Annotated in this window: 10 protein-coding genes and 1 pseudogene; 6 read left to right on the forward strand and 5 right to left on the reverse strand. The window is 46.4% G+C overall.

The window, feature by feature from the left end:
- Positions 1 to 296: 296 nt before the first annotated feature.
- From ACUVJL_RS27660 to ACUVJL_RS27670, 3 genes are all read right to left on the reverse strand, one after another.
- The gene (locus ACUVJL_RS27660; RefSeq protein ID WP_445248772.1) at positions 297 to 10097 is read right to left on the reverse strand and encodes a tetratricopeptide repeat protein; all 9801 of its coding nucleotides are present in this window, start codon (positions 10095 to 10097) and stop codon (positions 297 to 299) included.
- Positions 10098 to 10250: 153 nt separating this feature from the next.
- Positions 10251 to 11246 (reverse strand): homogentisate phytyltransferase, encoded by a 996-nt coding sequence (locus ACUVJL_RS27665; RefSeq protein ID WP_445248773.1) that lies wholly within the window; start codon positions 11244 to 11246, stop codon positions 10251 to 10253.
- A gap of 369 nt (positions 11247 to 11615) precedes the next feature.
- A complete protein-coding gene (locus ACUVJL_RS27670) occupies positions 11616 to 12569 on the reverse strand; it encodes a methyltransferase domain-containing protein (protein WP_445248774.1) in 954 nt (317 codons plus the stop codon).
- A gap of 185 nt (positions 12570 to 12754) precedes the next feature.
- On the opposite strand from ACUVJL_RS27670, the gene ACUVJL_RS27675 reads away from it, so the two are divergent.
- Together ACUVJL_RS27675 and ACUVJL_RS27680 are read left to right on the forward strand one after the other, a co-directional pair.
- Complete coding sequence (locus ACUVJL_RS27675; RefSeq protein ID WP_445248775.1) at positions 12755 to 14089, forward strand: TrkH family potassium uptake protein; 1335 nt, start codon at positions 12755 to 12757, stop codon at positions 14087 to 14089.
- Positions 14090 to 14229: 140 nt separating this feature from the next.
- Positions 14230 to 14925 (forward strand): potassium channel family protein, encoded by a 696-nt coding sequence (locus ACUVJL_RS27680; RefSeq protein WP_445248776.1) that lies wholly within the window; start codon positions 14230 to 14232, stop codon positions 14923 to 14925.
- Positions 14926 to 15072: 147 nt separating this feature from the next.
- Here ACUVJL_RS27680 and ACUVJL_RS27685 read toward each other — a convergent pair whose 3' ends face one another.
- The gene (locus tag ACUVJL_RS27685) at positions 15073 to 15306 is read right to left on the reverse strand and encodes a hypothetical protein (RefSeq protein WP_445248777.1); all 234 of its coding nucleotides are present in this window, start codon (positions 15304 to 15306) and stop codon (positions 15073 to 15075) included.
- 307 nt (positions 15307 to 15613) lie between these two features.
- Between ACUVJL_RS27685 and ACUVJL_RS27690 the strand changes: the two genes are divergently transcribed.
- Both ACUVJL_RS27690 and ACUVJL_RS27695 read left to right on the forward strand, forming a co-directional pair.
- The gene (locus ACUVJL_RS27690) at positions 15614 to 16213 is read left to right on the forward strand and encodes a sulfite oxidase-like oxidoreductase (RefSeq protein ID WP_445248778.1); all 600 of its coding nucleotides are present in this window, start codon (positions 15614 to 15616) and stop codon (positions 16211 to 16213) included.
- A gap of 628 nt (positions 16214 to 16841) precedes the next feature.
- Positions 16842 to 17540 (forward strand): PEP-CTERM sorting domain-containing protein, encoded by a 699-nt coding sequence (locus tag ACUVJL_RS27695; protein ID WP_445248779.1) that lies wholly within the window; start codon positions 16842 to 16844, stop codon positions 17538 to 17540.
- A gap of 697 nt (positions 17541 to 18237) precedes the next feature.
- Here the strand turns inward: ACUVJL_RS27695 and ACUVJL_RS27700 are convergent.
- The gene (locus tag ACUVJL_RS27700; protein WP_445248780.1) at positions 18238 to 18483 is read right to left on the reverse strand and encodes a hypothetical protein; all 246 of its coding nucleotides are present in this window, start codon (positions 18481 to 18483) and stop codon (positions 18238 to 18240) included.
- Between the two features lie 654 nt (positions 18484 to 19137).
- On the opposite strand from ACUVJL_RS27700, the gene ACUVJL_RS27705 reads away from it, so the two are divergent.
- Positions 19138 to 19560, forward strand: a complete 423-nt coding sequence (locus tag ACUVJL_RS27705; RefSeq protein WP_445248781.1) for a hypothetical protein — start codon at positions 19138 to 19140, stop codon at positions 19558 to 19560.
- A 125-nt stretch (positions 19561 to 19685) separates the two neighbouring features.
- Positions 19686 to 20501 (forward strand): annotated as a pseudogene (locus ACUVJL_RS27710) (transposase); the annotation flags it as partial.
- Between the last annotated feature and the right edge of the window lie 218 nt (positions 20502 to 20719).

Consider the following 20719-nt stretch of genomic DNA (forward strand, 5'->3'; position numbering starts at 1 on the left):
TTCTTTCGTCCACAAAAACGGACTTGGTTTGTTTAGTAGGAATGATAATTAAATAACTAAAAATTTTATGGTTCTTGTGGGATGGGCGTCCCGCCCGTCCTTTCTGGACGGGCGGGACGCCCATCCCACAAACTTGTGTAAATTATTTAATTCGCGATCCGTAGCGAATTCTATAGCAATCCTAAATCATTTGTGAATTTCTTACTCCCTCCCCGCGAGTTCGGAGAGGGTTGGGGTGGGGTAAAAAATTTACGACTCCTGCAAGGATTGCTATATTCGCCGTAAAAAGATGATTGTTAAAGCGAATTTGATATGACATCAAGAAAGCGCTTAACCTGTTTTTCCCAAGTCCAATTGAGCATAAAATTAGCCGCAGCTAAACCGCGACTTTTTGATTCTTCGCGATTAGTATAAACTTGCTCCAAAGCCTCAACAACTTCTGCAACTTCAGACTCTCCCCAACCTTCTACACCGGAAAAATGAGCAGTCGGTTTAACTCGTCCTTGACTCGATAAAGGATAGCAAATGTTATGGTAAATCAAGTCTAAATGACCAGTATTTGCTGATAAAATAGTCGGAATTCCGCAGGCCATACTTTCCATCGCGACTAAATTAGTGCCGCCTTCGCAGCGGTTGGTGAAAACAGCGCAGTCGGCTTCTCGCAAAATTTGTCCGGCGAGGTGATTGGGAATTAAGCCGATGTCGATAAAAGAGTCAATCGGCAAACCGTTAGCCGCTAACCATTGGGAAATTCCTAAACTTCCGTCGCGGTTGATATTGGGAAGTCCCGCAACGTTTCCGGTTTGTTCGATTCCTAACATATATTGAGGCCAGAAGTTGTGCCATGTTGTGAGTAACAAAGCCTCTGGATGTTTGGCGCGAAATCGTTTGAAAGCGGCAATTACAATATCTTGACCTTTGCGATATTCCAGTTTGCCGCCAGAGAAGATGACGAAGCGATCGCCAAATAGATTAGATTTGGGTGCAGGATGGAAAATTGTTGGGTCAATTCCTTGATGTACCATCGCCACATTAGTCAAGCCGCGGCTTCTCAAAACATCGGCATTCCAGTTAGAACCGGCGACAATGGCGCTATATTTTTTCGCTGTTTCTACTGCTTCTGTTGTGATTCGTGTGTCTTCAAAAAAGATGACTCCTACTTGAGAAGCGCTGGTAATTTGATTCTCAACTCCAAACGATGCTAAATTATTGCCGAAACCATAAAGTACGGGAAAATTACAACTGATTTGTTTGTCGGAATTTGCTGCTACTAATTCCTGAAAACTTTTTTGCTTTTCAATTACAGGTAATAACAGCGATTTATGCAGCGGATTTAGCGATTCTGAGGTGATTGACGGCGGTGCTAAAAGTGCAACTTCCCAGGCGGGATTTTGCAGCAGTTGTAGTGTTAAATTCAGACCGTAAATTCCCCAGCCGCTGGTGATGCTGATCGGCCAACTAATGCCGATTCCTGTAATTTGCGGGGGTATTTGTGGGGGGGAATTTCGAGGAGGATCGTAAGAAGCTGCGTTAGCAGGCTGAGCCTGGGAACGAGTAGAGGTTAAGTGTTCTAAGGCTGCTTTTATACGATCGCAAACTCCATCCCAATCACCCGCTTTTTGCTGTCGAAACAGACGCACAGTGGGATACCAAGGGCTATCTTCGCGTTCCAGCATCCAGCGCCAATCGGGAACAAAAGACAGCAAAATCCAGACGGGTTTGCCCAAAGCACCAGCTAAATGCGCCACAGCAGTGTCAACGCAGATTACTAAATCGAGTTGCGAAATAATTGCTGCGGTGTCGGCAAAATCGACGCAATATTCGCTCAAATCTTCAATTTGCTGTTGATTTAATAAAGTGATATCGCCGGCTGACAGATCTTTCTGAAGGCTGTAAAAACTCGCTCCCGGAACATCTAAAAATTTCACAAAATCGCTCAATTTACACGATCGCTGATGATCGTTGCGGTGCAGCGGGCCGCCCGCCCACACAATACCTACTTTTAGTTGATTGTTCGGTTTTAGAAAAAATTTAAAATCCTGTGGCGGAGCTAAATAAGGAATATTTGCCGGTATATTTTCCAAATTTGTTCCCAGAATTCGCGGCAAACTTAGCAGGGGGGCTTGCACTTGAAAATCTACCAAATCGCTCGGCCGCACTGATACTCGATCGACTCCGGCAATTCCTTCAAATAAACGCTGTAGCAACAGATGACAAGCAAGAATAACTTTGCCACCTTTTTGCTTAACTAAAGGCGCATAGCGGATAAACTGTATCGTATCGCCTAAACCTTGTTCAGGGTGCAATAAAATTGTTTTTCCCTGCAAATCAGAGCCGTCCCAAAGTGGTTGAGCAAAATGTCTGGGTTCCATTTCTTGAGTTTGCCAGCGCGATTCGTACTCCACAAAACCCGGCTCCAAATCTCCCGCTAAGAGCAAAGCGAAGGCTCGTTTAAAGCGCCAATTGGGTGAGTTTGGACGTAGTTGAATTGCTTTATTATAGAAGTCGATCGCCTCTGCGACTTGTCCCTGTTCTTCGAGAGCGGCACCCAGGTATAAGTTAGTTTCAGCCTGGTTGGGATTGATTTTTAGCGAGTTTTGGTAATGAGCAATAGCCTCGGCTATTTGCCCGTTTTCCTGTTTGAGATAACCTAAATAACTGTGGGCTTCTGCGTGGCGGGGTGAGGCGGCAATTACTTGTTCGTAACGAGCGGCTGCGTCTGCTTTTTTCCCTTGTTTTTGTAAGGCATTTGCTAGGTGAAATTGTACCTGTGGGGGCGATAAGGAAAATCGAGGCTCCACCTCGGGATATACGTTACTAGGCTCTTCCTGGGAACCAGTAGAGATTAGGTGTTTTAAGGCTATTTTTACGCGATCGAATACTTCCTCCCAATCGCCCGCTGTTTGCTGCCGAAACAGCCGCGCCGTCGGATACCAAGGGCTGTCTTCGCGTTCCAACATCCACCGCCAATCCGGCATAAAACACAGCAAAATCCATATGGGTTTACCCAAAGCACCGGCTAAGTGCGCGACAACACTATCCACGCAAATTACTAAATCTAGTTGCGATATAACGGCCGCAGTATCGGCCAAATCGTTCAAATTGTCGCTCAAATCTATCACGGGAATTTGAGTTAACAAAGTACGCTCGCCCGCCGATAATTCTTTTTGAAGACTGTAAAAACTTACACCGGGAATATCTAACAATTTCAGAAAATAGCTTAAATCGCTCGATCGCTGAAAATCCTTCAAATGTTCCGAACTTCCCGCCCACACAATCCCAACTTTGAAATTGCGCTCGGAATTTAGCGAAAATTGCCAATTCGGCGGCGGCGCTAAATAAGGAACATTGGCGGGTATATTTTCTAAATTTGTTCCCAGAATATGCGGCAAACTCATCAGCGGTGCTTGCACTTGGAAATCCGGCAATTCATTTATCCGAACCGCCACTTGTTCGATGCCAGGAATCTGTTTAAATAAACGCTTCAGTTCTTGATAGCAAGAAATGATTACTTTGCCGCCTTTTTGCTGTACAATTGCCACGTATCGCACACATTGAATCGCATCGCCCAAACCTTGTTCGCAGCGGAGCAAAATAGTTTGCCCGTTCAAATCTGAACCGTCCCAAATCGGTTGGTCAAAATTCAACCGTTGCACTTTTTTCGCCTGTTCTGTTTGCCAGCGCCACTCGTATTCTGCTAAGCCGCGCGGCAAGTCCCCACTCAACAGCAAGACTAAGCTTAAATTGAAGTGAGCTTTAACACAATTCGCATCAAGTTCGATAGCTTTACTGTAACACAAAATTGCTCGATTTACGTCTCCTAATTGTTCGACAGCACTGCCTAAATTTGTGAGAGCTTCTAGATAAGTTGGGTTCAAAGATATCGCTCGTTCCAAGCTAGAAATTGCCTGTTCTATTTTGCCGGCACCCAAGCATAACGTTCCCAGGTGATAGTGTGCTTTAGGATTGTTCGGTTCTGCTTCAATTGCACGCTCGTAAAGGCGTTCTGCATCGGCTAGCTGACATTTTGCTTGCATCGCCACACCCAAATTTACCAGCGCTGGCACGTAATTGGAATTGACAGAAAGTGCTTGATGAAAACACGCGATCGCAGTCGGCAACTCGCCCTGCTGCTGGAGTAGGGCGCCGAGATTGTTGAGAGCTTTGAGGTAAACCGGATTCAGGGCGATCGCCTTTTGAAAGCAAGATACAGCAGCGGCTATATTGCCTTGAGCTTGCAGCAAAATACCCAAGTTATTGTGCGATTGAGCGCAGTTCGGATCGATTTCGAGCGCGCGCTGATAATAGGCTGCAGCTTCGGCAAAATCGCCTGTTTGGTGCAGCGTCACTGCCAAATTAGTTGCGGCTTCTATCAAATCTGGCTGCAAAACTAAAGCATTCTTAAAATAAGCGATCGCCTCGGAAAATCTACCTTGCGATTTCAGAATATTTCCCCTATTGAACTGTTTTTTAGCTAATTCAAGTTTGGGCTGATTTTCTATTAGTGGTTGAGCTTCCTGATGGTGGAAAATTATTTCTCTGAGCGCGAAACTCGCTTGTTCTAAAACTCCTTCCCAATCTCCCGCTGTTGACTGGCGAAATAGCCGCGCCGTGGGATACCAAGGACTATCTTCGCGTTGCAACATCCACCGCCAATCCGGCACAAAACACAGAAAAATCCAGACGGGTTTGCCCAAAGCACCGGCCAAGTGCGCCACAGAAGTATCTACAGAAATCACTAAATCCAAAGCCGAGATTGCCGCCGCAGTATCGGCAAAGTCGTGCAAATAAGAGCTTAAATCGGTTACGGGCATTTGCTCTAACAAAGCGCGATCGTCGGCTGTCATTTCCTTTTGCAAACTGTAAAAATCTGCTCCGGGAATATCTAACAGTTTAGTTAACAAATTTAGCGGGAGCGATCGCACATTATTTGTGGAATTTTTAGGATTTCCTGACCACACAATTCCCACTTTCAAATTAGGAGTGTTCTGAATAGAACATTCCCCACCGGGCGGCGGAGCTAAATAAGGAACCTGGGTTGGTACAGTTTCTAAAGTTGTTCCCAGAAGGTGTGGCAAACTCATTAGCTGCGCGCGAACTTGAAAATCCGGCGCATCCTCTGGATTAACTATTAACCCATCGATTGCCGAAACTTGTGCAAACAAGCGCTGCAACTGCGGCCAACACCAAACAATTACCCTACCGCCTTTTTGCTTGACTAAATCTGCGTATCTGATAAACTGAATTGCATCGCCTAAACCCTGTTCCGGGCAAAGCAAAATAGTTTTTCCCTGCAAATCTTTGCCATCCCAAACTGGCTGCTGAAAGTTGTGGCGCGGAAACTGTTTTTGTTGCACCAGCAGTCGCCATTCGTACTCGCAAAAACCGCGCTGAAAGTCTCCCGCCATCAGCAAAGCTATACCTAAATTTAGGTGAGATTCAGGATGGCCGACATTGAATTTAACTGCTTGGCTGTAGCAGGTGACAGCATCGGCAAAGAAGCCGCGATCGTGCAAAGCACTTGCCAAACTGTTGAGGGGATTGAGATAACCGGGTTTGAGTTCGATCGCGCGACGGTAACAGTCGATCGCCTCTGCCATTTTTCCCGCTTCCTCAAAAGCTTTGCCGAGATTGTTTAAAGCTTCTGGAAAGTCGGGTTTCAGGCTCAAAGCTTGCTGATAGCAGGCGATCGCATCTTCAATTTTGCCCTGTTTCTGCAGGACAATTCCCAGATTGCAGCGAGGCTGTGCACTGGCTGGCAATTTCTGAATCGCTTGCTGGCAAAAAGCTAGAGCCCCGTCTAACTTATCTTGGTTAGACAGCAAACTTCCGAAAGCGAGATCGGTCCCGGCCAAATCCGGTTGCAGCGCCAGAGCTCGATCGTAGTATGCGATCGCCGAAGCAACTCGGCCCTGTCGCAGCGAGGCGTATGCTAAGTTGTGCAAGGCATCGAAATAATTTGGCTCGATCGCGATCGCCCGTTCGTAATTCGCGATCGCCCGTTCGTAATTCGCGCCCGCTTCCCCTTCCTCCCCTTGTTCCTCCAAAGCAATTGCCAAATTCAAATAAGCCGCAGCGCAATTAGGATTGATTTGAATCGCTTGCTCGTACAAGCTTACAGCCTCCGCCACATCCCCTTGCTCTTCTCGCAACAGCCCCAAATTAGTCAGCGCTTCCGCGCAATTCGGGTTCAAAGAAAGCGCCCGCTCGTATTCTGCGATCGCCTCTTCAGTCTCCCCTGCTTCCGCGAGGGCGCTGCCCAAATTGCTCGCAGTTTCCGCCAAATTCCGGTCGATTGCTAGGGCTTGTCGGTAATGCGCGATCGCCTCTGGGAGCCTGCCGATTTGCTGTTTGACAACGCCTAAATTGCTGTAGGCGGCTGCGTAATTAGGATCGATCGCGATCGCTCGCTCATAACATTCGATCGCACCGTCAAAGTCGGTTTGCTGCTGCTTCTGGTGGCCCAACCGAAACTCTGCATCCGCCTCTTCCGACGGCCCGGATGCAGCAGCAACAGCGCCTAGAGCTTGCGCCACCCGAGCGAAAACGCCCTCCCAGTCGCCCCGCTGATGCTGGCGAAACAGCCTTGCACTTGGATACCAAGGACTGTCTTCGCGGTCCAACAGCCACCGCCAATCCGGCGAAAACGCCAGCAAAATCCACACCGGTTTGCCCAAAGCGCCCGCCAAATGGGCGACAGCGGTATCCACGCTAATCACTAAATCCAGTTTGGCGATCGCAGCAGCAGTATCGGCCAAATCGCCAAAATGCGGGATCAAATCTACGATCGACCTTTGATTCAACAGCGCGCGCTCGGCCTCGGAAAGCTCTTTCTGCAAGCTGTAAAAACTTACCCCCGAAACGTCCAAAAGCGGCAGAAACTGACTTAAACTGCAAGAACGCTGCTTGTTTTTGCGGTGTTTTGGATTCCCAGCCCAGACAATCCCCACTTTCAAGTTGCGATCGGGCAATAGCGTAAATTCAGCACCCGCAGGCGGAGATAAATAAGCAGTATTTGCCGGTATTGTTTCCAGCTTTGTACCGAGAGCATAGGGCAAACTCAACATCGGCACTTGCACGTCAAATTCCGGCAGCGGCTCACCTTTAACTATTAGCAAATCAATGCCCTCAACCGTTGCAAACAAACGGCGCACCTGCGGGTAACAGACCACAATTACCCTACCGCCTTTATTTTTGACGATCGCAGCGTAGCGAATAAACTGAAGCGAATCGCCTAAACCTTGTTCAGCGTGCAGCAAAATAGTCTTTCCCTGCAAATCCGAACCATCCCACAGCGGCCGGTATTCTCTCGCCGAAACTGTATTTTCCCCCCCCGCTATAACACAGGAATGCCCTGTTTTAAATTCTTTAATTTGCCAGCGCCACTCATATTCGGCGAGACCATTTTCCAAATCTCCCACCAACAGCAAAGCCAAGGACAAATTCAGGTGAGCGCTAGCATGATTTGGACTTAAATGAATCGCTCGTCTGTAGCAGGCGATCGCATCTTCTACCGCGCCTTTTTCCATAAACGTCCTGCCTAAATTGTTGATAGCTTCCACAAAATCCGGCAACAATTCTAGAGCTTTGTGATAATACTCCAGCGCCTCTTCTAAATTGCCCTGTTCTTGCAATACTGTTGCTAGATTGTTGTAAGCTTCCCAGCTATGCGGCTGAATTTCCAGCGCTCGCCGATACAGCTCGATCGCCCTTACAAGTTCACCTTTTTCTTGCAGCGCCACGGCTAAATTAATCAGTGCGGGCACGAAACTCGGTTCTGCGACAAGAGCTTGTTCGTAATGTGCGATCGCCTCTTCCACTTGACCTTGTTCCTCAAAAATCTTTGCCAAGTTGTAAGCTGTTTGAGGAATATTGGGATTGAGCGCTAAAGCTTCTCGGTAATGCGGGATAGCTGCGGCCAATTCGCCCTTTTCTTGCTTGAGAAAACCAAAATTAATCCGCGCTTGGACGCAAGTTTTGTCAACAGATATTATCTCTTCGTAAAGGGCGATCGCCTCTTCCTTATCCCCTGTTTCCATTAAATGCTCTGCTTGCCGCAATAAATCCTCTAAAAAAACCGGATTATCGCCACCCGTTTCAATCGCAACAGATGTCTCAATCCCCTGCGATTGGTTAGCTGCGTAGTTTTCCGCTAGCCCTTCGTTCCCAATCACAAATATTTCTTTACTCTCTTGAACCACGCTTGCATCTGTCATTGCGAGCGCCACATTATCGAGGGAAGCCCTATGATTAGCTGTCATTGCGAGCGAAACAAAGTCAAGCGACTCTTGAGCCGACTCCTCGGAATAACTAGGAGTATTTCCCATCGAAAAAGAACTTAAAGCCGCCTGCACATCCTCAAACAATTCTTGCCAACTTTCCGGCTGACTTTGGCGGAAAAGCCTTGCAGTTGGATACCAAGGATTGTCTTCGCGCTGCAGCAGCCAGCGCCAGTCAGGAGCAAAAGAAAGCAGTACCCAAACCGGTTTTCCTAAAGCACCGGCTAAGTGCGCCACAGCCGTATCGACACTAATCACTAAATCCAGTTGAGATATTGCAGAAGCGGTATCAGCAAAGTCGATCAAATGCGGACTCAAATCCGGCACTAAGCGCTGGTTTAACAAAGTGCGATCGCTCTCGGACAAGTTTTTTTGTAAACTATAAAAAGCGATGCCCGGAACATCCAAAAATCGAATAAAATCGCTCAAGCTGCAAGAACGCTGATTGTCTTTCCGGCGCTGCGGACTCCCCGCCCAAACAATCCCTACCTTCAATTTTGCCTCAGAAGAAAGCGCAAACTTGCACTCAGCAGGGGGAGCTAAATAAGGAACATTTGCCGGTATTGTTTCCAGAGTTGTTCCCACAATTCGCGGCAAACTCATCAGCGGCGCGTGAACGTCAAATTCTGGCAAACCCTCAAAACTAACTGATAAATATTCAATGCCGGCAACAGTCGCAAACAACCGCATCAGTTCTGGATAGCAAGCCACCATAACTTTAGCGCCTCGGCTGCGAATAATCGGCGCGTAGCGAATAAACTGAATAGAATCGCCGAAGCCTTGCTCGACGTGGAGTAAAATAGTTTTCCCCTGCAAATCTGAACCATCCCAAACCGGCTGTTTAAATTGCCTCGGTTGTAGTTGCCGAGTGCGCCACCGCCACTCATATTCAGCAAAACCGCGCTGAAAATCTCCGAACAATAGCAAAATTAAACCTAATTCCAGGTGTGCGGTGGCGTTGTCTGGCTGCAATTCCAAGGCTCGACTGTGACAATAAAAAGCCTCTTGAAATTCTCCTAAATCGACCAAAGCGTCTCCGAGATTGTGAATAGCATCCACAAAGTCTGGCTTTAATTTTAATGCTTGTCTGTAGTGGGGGATTGCTGCTTTTACATTGCCTTGTTTGTGGTAAAATGCTCCTACATTGTTGTGAGCTTCGGGATTGTTTGGCTCTAGTTTTACAGCTTGCTGGTAGCAGTTGAAAGCTTCTGCTAATTTACCTTGCTGCTGCCAAACTGTTCCCAAACCCATCAGAGAATATGTCAAGTTTGGATTAATTTGTAAAGCGTTCAGGTAACAGGCGATAGCCTCGTTAAATTGTTTTTTTTCTTTAAATAAATGTGCTAAATTGTGCGCTGTTTCGTAGAGGTTGGGAGCGATTTGCAGCGCTGTTTGGTAATATAATATTGCCGAGTCAATTTCGCCGAGTTGCTGTTTTAGCCAGCCCAAATTATTGTAGGCGAGTGCGGAATTGGGCTGCATTTTGATGACTTGTTCGTAACTGGCGATCGCCCTTTGATATTCCCCTACATCCAGCAAAGCATTAGCCTTATTTAAATGTGCTTCTACCAAATCGGGGTTATGGGCGATCGCCTGTTCGTAAAAGTCGATCGCTTCGGCAATTTTTCCCTGCTGTCTCGCCGCTATTCCCAACAAACACAGCACGTTTGCTGATTCCGGCTGTACTTCTATGATTTGCCGGTACAAATTCTCAGCTTCTAACAAACGTCCCGCTTGGTGATGTTCCCAAGCTATTTTCAAAGAGTCTTCTGCACCCAATTTACAGGCTGATTTTCGCGATTTTTTTTGAGAACCCATAGTTGTTTTTATTGTTTAGGAGTTCGCTAACTTGTAATTGTCAACTTGTTCTAATTTGTTAACTCTTCCTTCCTTCTTCCCCCTTCCGTCGGATCCTTCTTCGCCCTTTTTACCCGCTCAGCTTCGCCTCGCAAGCCTTCTTCCCTCGGACTTCTACCCCAACAAACAAGCTGCGGGAAAAATCAGATATTCTAAGAAAAACAACTTCCAGATAAACTGATAAAAGGCAGCAATTTCAATTTTATCGTCCAAATTAACTTTCGCGCTCCAAAACCACATCAAACCCAAAGCCGCCAAATGAGAAACTGCCAGAAACACTAAATTAACATTAGACAATACGATCGCTCCCGCCAAAGTCGCGCCCAAATAACAAACCGTCAACACCCAGCGAGATAAATTAAAGACAGCCGGCTTGCCCAGCTCAATCGTAAACGTAGTAATATTGTATTGCTTGTCGCCTTCCATGTCCGGGATATCTTTGAAAATGGCGATCGCAAACGTAAACACCACAACAAAAACCGTCAGCACCCAAACTTCTGCAGGAATCTCAAAAGACACACTCTTCAAACTCCAGCCAGAAAAAGCGCTTTTCGCCCTTCCCAAACCCAACACCCAATTAAAGTGTAAAAATAACCCTAAATTTACGATCGCGCCCCGCACAGTAAAAATGCACAGCGCCGCCCAGAAAGGAAACCGCTTCAGCCTAATTGGCGGCAGAGAATAAGCAGTTCCAATCGCCAAACTAACGCCAACAGTAGCCAGCAAAAACGGGCCTTGTAAAACAGCAGTCAAAATTGCTAGAATTCCCGTAGCAATTACAATTAATTCCCCGGTTTTCCGAGAAAACACTCCCGAGGCGATCGGCAAATACGGCTTATTAATTTTATCAATCTCAACATCTTCTAACTGGTTCAATCCCACAATATAAATATTGCCGCAAATGCAAGCCAACCAAGCCAAAGCTAGGGGGGCAACTACAGGATTCACAAACAGCCGCGCGCTTTGGGCGATCGCGTACAAAGCCAATACACTCAAGCTAGTACCCACAATTGTGTGCGGTCGAGAAAACTCCCAAAATGCCCTCACCCAGCTTTGCGGGCCCGAGCCATTTTTATCAATCCAAGACTTGCCAATCGCATCATTACTCATAAATCTAAAATGCCCCCAAATAATTTTTGACTCGTTAATTTTTACTCATTTGACTCGTTTCCTGGCTTTGCCCCTTGATGACAATTCTAAGACTGAAGCCCATAATAATTTTCCCTTTTAGTCGAGTCTCGATCCCCCTAAATCCCCCTTAATAAGGGGGACGTTGAGAAAAATCTTGTCCCCCCCTTATTAAGGGGGGTTAGGGGGGATCGAGACCTCGATCCAAACCAGAGAGACGGTTGGTTTAACATTAAATTATCACCAATGGACTTTGCCTGATAAGCAGTTAAATAATTAATCCGTGTATCGGTGCCAAAATCCGTGTCGTGTTTTTAGCCGCTCGCGAAGTCGAAGGGCCTTCCTTCAACTTTATTTTACAGCACAAATCAGCCCGAAACGAATCAATCCGCTCTGATATCCACGGCTCATCAATCCGAGAGCAAGTGCAGCTTGAATAGTCGTCCAACCGCTCGTGAGCAAACCCCAAATCGCGCTCGGAGTCAAAGCAGAATCGATCACCACATCCCAAAAAGGAGCAACAGCTTTTGACCAATCAGCGGTGCGAATACTTGTCAAAGGCAAACTGCGGACAATTTCCTCGTATTCCGGCAAAGAAATCACATAAGGCAAAGCATAAACCCGGTAAATTTCTGCCAATTCCTTTCTCTCTTCATCAGTTAACTCTCCCGCCGTTTCTCCCACCGGGCGGTGACACCAAGTTGCCAAAATCAAAGTTCCTCCCGGCTTGAGCACGCGGCAGCATTCCTGCAAAAACTTAATTTTGTCGGGCATATGTTCGCCACTTTCGAGGGACCAAACCAAGTCGAATGACTCGTCAGGAAAAGGCATATTCAAAGCATCGGCTACCAAAAAATTCACATTGCTTTGAGCATCGGCAATTTTAGCCCGTTCGGTCGCTCTGTTGGCCTGTACCGGACTCAGAGTAATTCCGGTAGCTGTAACGCTAGCGCCCGTTTTATCTTGTGCGGGCGATCGGCTAAAATCAGGATCTGCCCCACCATCCGACTTTAAATTATTGTCAGCGATCGAACTAAACTTTTGAGTCAAATAAAGCGTGCTGCCGCCGATCCCACAACCGACATCGAGAATGCGGTAAGATTCACAGAGTGCCTTCTCTGACGGTACTCCAGCCCAGCCCAGCAGTTCTTCTATCAAATCTATCTGAGCCTGTCGGCGCTCTTTTTTCAAATTGCCATCCGGGCCGTAGTAACCGTGGTGCATATGTTCGCCCCACACCTGCTCCCACAAACCGCTAGAAGCGTCGTAGAGTTGCTGAATTTGCTGGTAAAGTGTTGATGTCATCGCCGGATCGCAAGTTATTAAAGGAATTCTACCGTTATTTTCCCGATGTTGTCATCAAATTGTGCGATTTGAGTTCGATCGGTCGCAGGCATTCGCCAGACACAGATGTCCTGATTTCAAGGCCGAGGATCGATTTGTGGGTTCCCTCTAAAATCTAAAATCTCCAATCTAAAATCTAAAATCGAATGACTGTCTCGCGAACCATTGCTTTGGGCTTTCTCGCCGTCATCACCGCAGGTGCTCTATTACTGATGATGCCCTTTTCCAAAATTGATGGAACTTGGAGCGATCCAATAACAGCACTGTTTATGTCTACTTCCGCTGTCTGCGTCACCGGCTTAGCGGTTGTGGATATCGGAAAATATTACTCTTTTTGGGGGCAACTGTTCCTAGTTTTACTGGTGCAAATAGGAGGCTTGGGCTACATGACAGCCACGACTTTCTTGCTGCTGTTATTGGGCCGCCGCTTTGGCTTGAAAGACAAAGTTGCCCTGCAACAATCTCTCGATAAATCTGGGCTAGCCGGTGTAGTGCAACTCGTGCAGTCAATTCTAGCAACAACCCTTTTGTTTGAATTAACTGGAGTGTTTTTGCTGATGTCGGTTTTCGTCCCCAAATACGGATTTAAAGACGGTGTGTGGTCTGCTATATTTCACAGCGTTAATTCCTTTAACAACGCTGGTTTTAGCCTGTATACCGATAATTTTATCGGCTACGTCACTTCGCCTATGGTTAACTTCACTGTCGGCGGTTTAATCATATTTGGGGGAATCGGCTATCAAGTAATTATGGAAATGTACCTCTGGCTGCGCGATCGCTTCAAGAAAAGCCCTATCTGCACAGTTTTTTCCCTCAACTTCAAAGTAGTTACCAGTACAACGGCTGTCCTTTTAATTTTAGGAACCCTAGCCTTTTTGGTGCTGGAATACAACAACCCAGCAACTTTCGGCCCTCTAAATTTTCCTCAAAAGGTGATGGCAGCTTGGTTTCAATCTGTTACTCCCCGCACGGCGGGATTCAATACAATTGAGATTGGCCAAATGAGCGAAGCCGGGCTATTTCTAACCATCGCGCTGATGTTTATCGGCGCCAGTCCTGGCAGCACCGGCGGCGGAATCAAAACCACAACTTTTAGGATCTTGTTTTGCTGTAGCACAGCAGTTCTCGAAGGCCAGGAAGAGGTGGAGTGCTATCAGCGTCAAATCCCACCAGCACTGATTCTGAAAACCATTAGCGTAGTCTTCGGTTCCCTGTTGGTCGCGTTCACATCTGCAATTTTAATCGAGCTGACCAATCCCCAAGTAGAATTTATCGAAGCGCTGTTTGAAGCAGTTTCAGCTTTTGGCACGGTCGGCCTTTCCACAGGGATTACAGCCAAGATTTCAGCGATCGGTAAGTTGATTTTGATTGCTACAATGTATGTAGGTCGGGTTGGCGTGCTGCTGCTGATGAGTGCTGTATTCGGCGACCCAAAACCCAGGTCTTTTAAGTATGCTGAGGAAAGTTTGTTAGTTGGATAACAAAATCCTGCTTACTTGCTGATAATCTAAACAATGGGTGACAACCCAAATCAACTTTTACTACTTACCCAAAAATCAAAAGGAGGCGGCGCTGTCTCTGCTAAAATTTAAACAGCAAGACGCTCAGCGCTGGAGATTCAGTGAACCTGTCATCTTTGAAATTTTTTCGCAGTTTGCGCTCGGAAAACAAGCAGTTTGCAGTTATTGGTTTGGGACGCTTTGGCAAAGCAGTGTGCTCCACTCTGCACGGCTTGGGTTACGAAGTCCTGGGAGTTGACTCGGACGAAACAAAAGTAACTCAAGCTTTGACCGATCGTATTTCTTCTCACGTTTTGCAGTTAGATTCTACTGAGCCTAGCGCTCTGGCGGAAGCAGGTATATTTGAATTTGAAACAGTGATTGTGGCGATCGGCAATTACCTAGCAGAAAGCATTACCACCACCCTAAACCTTAAGGAAGGCGGGGTAACTTACGTAATAGCCAAAGCTTCTTCGGAAACTCACTTAAAACTTTTGAAAAAAGTCGGCGCCGATCATGTAGTTTTTCCCGAACGAGAAATGGGCTGCTCTTTGGCCCGGATTCTGACAAGACCAAGCATCTTAGAACGCTTTGACCTCGACCCAGATCACAGTATCGTTGAGTTGCTCGTTCCTGAAAAGTTTGACGGCAAAACCATCTCGGATTTGGAGCTCCGGCACAGGTACGGTTTGAACTTGCTAGCAGTCAGTCGCGCCGACAAGTTCGAGATCAATCCGCAGCCAAACGAACGCTTGAGAAGGGGCGAGGTAATGGTAGTAATTGGTTCTAATAAAGATATCAATCGCTTGCCAATTTAACAGCTCGCCATTTTACGGACATTTAGGAGCAAGGTGCGCCCGCGCACCCTGCAAACTTGGAAAATTTCTGAAATGATACTCTCTTAAAAAAAAGATAGACACCCCGATCGCCCTGCCGCAAGTTTCTTAAACGCAAGCTTGGAAAATTCAGCCGACGTTCAAGATTTTTTGCAGGTAAGCTTTGCCCCAAACTAGCACCGCCAAGACAAGAGCGAGTTCAACAGGCCAAGGACACACCGCCACCAACCAAATTAACGAAAACACTCCAATAATTGCAGCTATGGGAGCCGGAATCCCGTCTAGCGTTCTGTTGTCAGTCCCGGCAGTCACCCACCAAGCAATCAAGCAGAGCGTCAACGGAATCAAGCAACTTGCGATCATGATTTTTACCCCGTCAATTTTTTTACATCTGGCATCTGAGCCTATGGTAACAATACATCAAAAATTCGGAAATGCACCATTAATTGCGATATAATTTAAGGTTAAGTCATTCATCCCCTGGGGTGATAGATTTTGTAATTTTTAGCTTCGCATCTCTCTGAAGGCAGATGTAGGTTGGCATCAGGCAGGATTTTGGGATTTTTAGTTGGTGCCGCAGTGCTTTCTATCTTGAGATGGATTGCGATGCGCCGAGCTCTGCAAGTTATACTACTGAGGATTGCAGTCAGTTACTGTAGAGGGTGCATCAATGCTGGGCAAATTTTTTCGGAAGCCAGAATTAGAAAACAGCGATCGCGTCCCCCCGGGTCAATACCTCGCCAACGGCTTTCCCGTGCTGACCTACGGCGATACACCCTCGGTCAGCATTGAGAGTTGGGAATTTAAAGTCTGGGGATTGGCAAAACCCAAAACCTTCACTTGGTCGGACTTCCAGGCCATGCCCCAAAGTAACTTTACTGCGGATTTTCACTGCGTCACCCGCTGGTCAAAACTCGATGTGCAGTGGACGGGAGTCAAAGTCACAGATTTCATGAAATACACAGAAGTCGATCCGAAAGCTGTGCACGTCCTGGAACACTGCTACGGCGGCTATACCACTAACATTGCGATCGCCGACTTACAGAGAGAAGAAAACTTTTTCGCCCACACCGTTTTCGGCGAACCCCTATCCCCAGACCACGGCGGCCCAATGCGGCTGGTAGTTCCCCACTTGTACGCCTGGAAAAGCGCTAAATGGATTAACGGGCTGGAGTTTACAGAAACCGAAGAACTCGGTTTTTGGGAACGCAACGGCTACCATCGGCGGGGCGAACCTTGGGCCGAGGAACGCTACAGCGGTCTTTTTTGATGCGGTCGATCGCGAGCAAGGACTTGCCCACAGCTTCTATATACCGTATTTGTTGAGAGGAAATCCACTCTTTTAGCAATTCAATATTCTCCCATTTCATCTCGTCGATCGCATCTTTGGGAGAACTCACGGCGTGGGATATATTTAATTTAACCAAAAGACGTAAACCCAACGATCGCAGTTGGTACGTAATTTACCCGATCGATAAACTTGTTTAACTCCCATACGCAAATCCCAAAAAACAAATATTCCCAGTTTGTGGTTAATAGAAAACTCTTGTAACTGTGAGTGGGCAAGGGTTTCACTGCATTTATACTTAAATGTTGGCCGTTGAGGATTTAGACTTGAGAATCAAATAAAAAATTAGCATAAGCCCGATCCAAATCAGTTTGGCTGCTCCGCGCTCCCAAGCCCGCGAATTCAAGGTTTCAAGCCACAATCTTTATAATTATTTGGTTTGTATTTTTACGGGGCGATCGCCCTGCAAGCAGATTCGAGCGAGAGCATTTGTGAAGGATGTGTAAAGGCTTGATAAAGAATCTGTAAAAATTCACATAAAATGCAAAAAATACCAACAAAGTATCGGATAATAAAATTATTACAGACCATCTCACAAACGGAACAGATTATGAATACCAAATTCTTATCCGCCCTAACAGCTACCGCAGCCGCCACCGCTCTGTTTAGCGTCGCAGCTCCAGCTCAGGCAGCGTCCTTTGGTACCGGGGGCATCACATTCGCGGAAGATACAACTGTCAAGTTTAACTTCCTAGGAAGTCACGGTATGTACCAATCCTCTTTGGGAATCTACGATGTGAAGAACTCGATGCCCACTCTAATTCAAACCCTGTTTACGGAAACTAAACGCTCAGACAACGGCCGGCGTAACGAATGGCAAGGAACTCTGGGCAATACAGTCTTGGAGGGCGAGCAAGTATTCACATTCCTGGCAAATAGAATTTACACTTTGGGACTCAACAGTGGCTACGACGGCAGTGTCTACTCGACCTCAACCTTGAACACCGGCAGCGGCGGCACCCAGCAAGCCGTGTTCGGCCCCCCATCAGTGTGGGACGGGGTAAGCCTGTCAAGCACGAGGCGCTTCCCAGATCCCGAACAATTCACCAACGGACTGTCTGCTCTGTTTAATGGAGGCGCGCTAATCTCCTTCGACGATCGCGGTAACGGCTGGGACGCAGACTTCCAAGACTTCACACTGACCGCAGAAGCAGTTCCGGAACCAATGACGATGACTGGTTTGGCTCTCGGTTTGGGTGGCTTGGTTGCAGCGCGCCGCCGCCGCCGCGGTAGCAATACAGCTTCATAATTTTTTTAACTAGAACAATCTGCTCAATTACGTTTGACCAAAAAGCCAGACGCAAGCCCCTAGCTTGAGACAGGGGGATAAGTCGGTAGGGACTTTTAAGTCCGGTGAAACGATCGTGTTGCTAAAACCACGGTGGTAGAATAGCCATAACCAATTGTGCAAAGTAAGAATAACCTTCAACCCATTGAAATATCCTAGAGGGTGAGCAACCCCGCCAACGGACACATCCGATTGATTCGGAATAGTGAAAGGGCAAATAATGCCAGGATAGGGATGTTTCAACCTTAAAAACAGGAAGGAGTAAGAAGTATGCGCGAATCAGAACGAGTGTTCTTTGAGTGAGTAGAGGGATATTTGAATTTCCCCTTGTCGCCTTGAAGGTGGGCAAGAATCCCCCGGCTTTAGACCTGGGGAGGTTCAAAAAATAGAATACTATTTGCAGGCGCGCTAATGGGAAATCGGCTCGCCTTTTGCTTGATTTGAAAAGTCAGAAGCAAGAAGTCAGAGGGAAGTTCGGCAACGCAGCAGTGTACGGGATTTAACAGATTTAACGGATGGATGTTGAGGGAAGAAGTCAAGAGTGAAGAAGTCCGAGGGGAGAAAGAGAATTTTTCCCACTCTCCCACTCTCCCACTCTCCCACTCTCCCACTCTCCCACTCTCCCACTCTTCCCCTCTCCCAACTCAAAACTCAAAACTCACTCACGGTCAAGTGTTCGTGAGTACAAAGTCACTGGTACGGGTGGAGGAATTTTAATCTCTGCGCGGACGCACGCTACTTTAATCGCCACCACAGCCCTGGTTTTTGTCCGCCGCACCTGTGGTTGCGGCAGCGTCCAATAGCGGACAATAAGATGCAAAGAACCATCGTTAAGGCCTGAAGTATCAACTTCTGGAGTTGGTTGCGAAAAAACGCCTTCGACTTCGGAAATAGCTTTAACCAAGGTTTAAATTGCTCGGGAAGGTCGGTATCGGAGGCTAAAATTAAAGGCAGGTCTGTTCGCCTTTGTGGCATGGCTGTGAGTACCGGCACTGAATTGGTAAATAGGGCTTGCTGAATCAGTTGTCCAAGTAAACACTCTATGGGTAGTCTGAGCAAAAAAAGGTGTACGAGTGCAAGAAAAACAGCTAAAACAGCTTAGGAACCCTTGCATCACCACGCGCGATCGTGTACAGAAAAGCTGATCTTGCTCCCCACTCACCCTCCGACTTTGAACTGCCTTTTGGAGGGAAGTTGTCAGCAGATAACCGTTGGGTAAAGATGGCCCAAGTAATACCGTGGTCAGAATTTGAATCAGAATATGCCTTTATGTTGATGGAGTTGTAGCGGTTTCAAGTCCTAAACGGGGATAGTTGGCTTCTCCGTTTAACTTAGCTTGAGGGCGATCGCTCGTTTGCTGGCAAGGGATACTAATCCCTATCAATCAGAGATTGTAAATTTTTATCAACTTCAGCATAAGTTACATTATTATCTGTTTTAATTTTCTAATGGTGGCAGTATTGACATCAAAACAAGGTTCGTGTATGTTGCCAATGACGCCGAGTTGAGACTTGAATTGTCCAATCAGCAAGAGTTTATGTAATACAGGGAGAAAAATATGTCGAATTTGAAAAAAATTATGGGTACAGGAGCTGTAGTTACAGTTCTATTTGCAGCACCAATAACTGTTATTAATCAACCAACGCCAGCTCTATCACAATCTGAACGATCGGCTTTAATGGCCAGGGGATCGACTCCAGTTGGTAATACTGCTTGGCAGCAATATTCAGATGGAGAAAGTATTTTTGTAGATGTAGATACAAGCTCAGCAGGATTTACAACCACACCAATCTACATTACCTCTTTAGGTGGACTTGGTTATCATTGGGCAACTACAGGCGCTACATCAATTTATGTTCCTACACCAACAGGTTTTAGAGTATATGTACGTTTTGCTCGTGCAGATTGGTCAGCTGCATTAACACCTGCATTCGCTAATCAAAACCAATGGCATATAAATTGGATAGCAGTTCCAAAATAAATTTAGGATTCTACTGTGTTTGGTAGATTCGTAATTTCCGGCGTTCCTAAAATTGGCGATATTGGTGCTACGTCGGAAAAAACTCTTATGCTGACGAAGCTGTAGCAGTTCCAAGCCCAGGGCCAGAAAATACTAAAAACTTCCCCACAGAAATGGGTGCAGCAGCTTTCATCATTTCGGATGGCGTTGGGGCCATTAATCATTAAGGAAAAATTAGGAAGGATCTCAGCAAGAAACAGTAGAACAAATCCGGGAAAAACCCTATCTGCAATACTTTATCGGTCAATCAACCTACAGTAATGAGCTACCATTTGACCGACCACTATTAGTTCAGTTTCGACTGGCGTTTCAGTGCGAACCTAATTAATAAAGTGAACGAACGAATGGTGAATAAAATGCGCGAAATCACCGCAGGCAAACCAGAAAAAAAAGGATTCGGACGCTACAAATGAGTCACCCAATCGAGGAAAATTCATTATAGATGCGACCTGCACCCCAGCCGACCCACCGCTATCCGACCGACTTAGAACTATTAAACTTTGCCAGACTTCACACCGAAAAAATCATATACATCCTCTATAAACATAGAAAAGGGAAATTCCATAAAAAACCAATAACCGACGGTAATCTAGCAATAATTTACTCCTTAGTAGTAGCAAAACAAAGACGACTCTCCCGAAACAAAAGAAGAAAAGCCATTCAAAAACAACTCTAATATATCAAAAGAAACTTAGCTCATATTGAACAGCTAATCGAGTTAGGTGCGTCCCGAGGAAGTCTGAAGAAAAAGCAAGATAAAACCCTGCTAGTCGTCGCCCAAGTCTATCGCCAACAGCAGTGGTTATTTGAAAATAAAAAACAGAGCATAGAGGATAGAATAGTAAGTTTAAGCCAACCCCACATCCGTTCCTATGTCGCGAGGAGAAGCCGGAAAAAGCCTTTACCTAGCCAGACGGGAAACCCCACACTATACCGTTTCGGTTAGTGTAGGATGAGAGGCGCGTGAGACTCCTGATTTCACCTATTCATGACCTCACAAGCATAGCGGGCGAGGAATGAACAGGTGGATGACGACATCAAAGCACAACAAGTATCTTTATTTTATAGGTTAATTTTGTTGTTCGATATAATTATTTAATTGCTTGACATAGTGCAGTAT

It is taken from the genome of Microcoleus sp. OTE_8_concoct_300 (assembly GCF_031383065.1).
In the GTDB taxonomy this organism is placed as follows: domain Bacteria; phylum Cyanobacteriota; class Cyanobacteriia; order Cyanobacteriales; family Microcoleaceae; genus Microcoleus.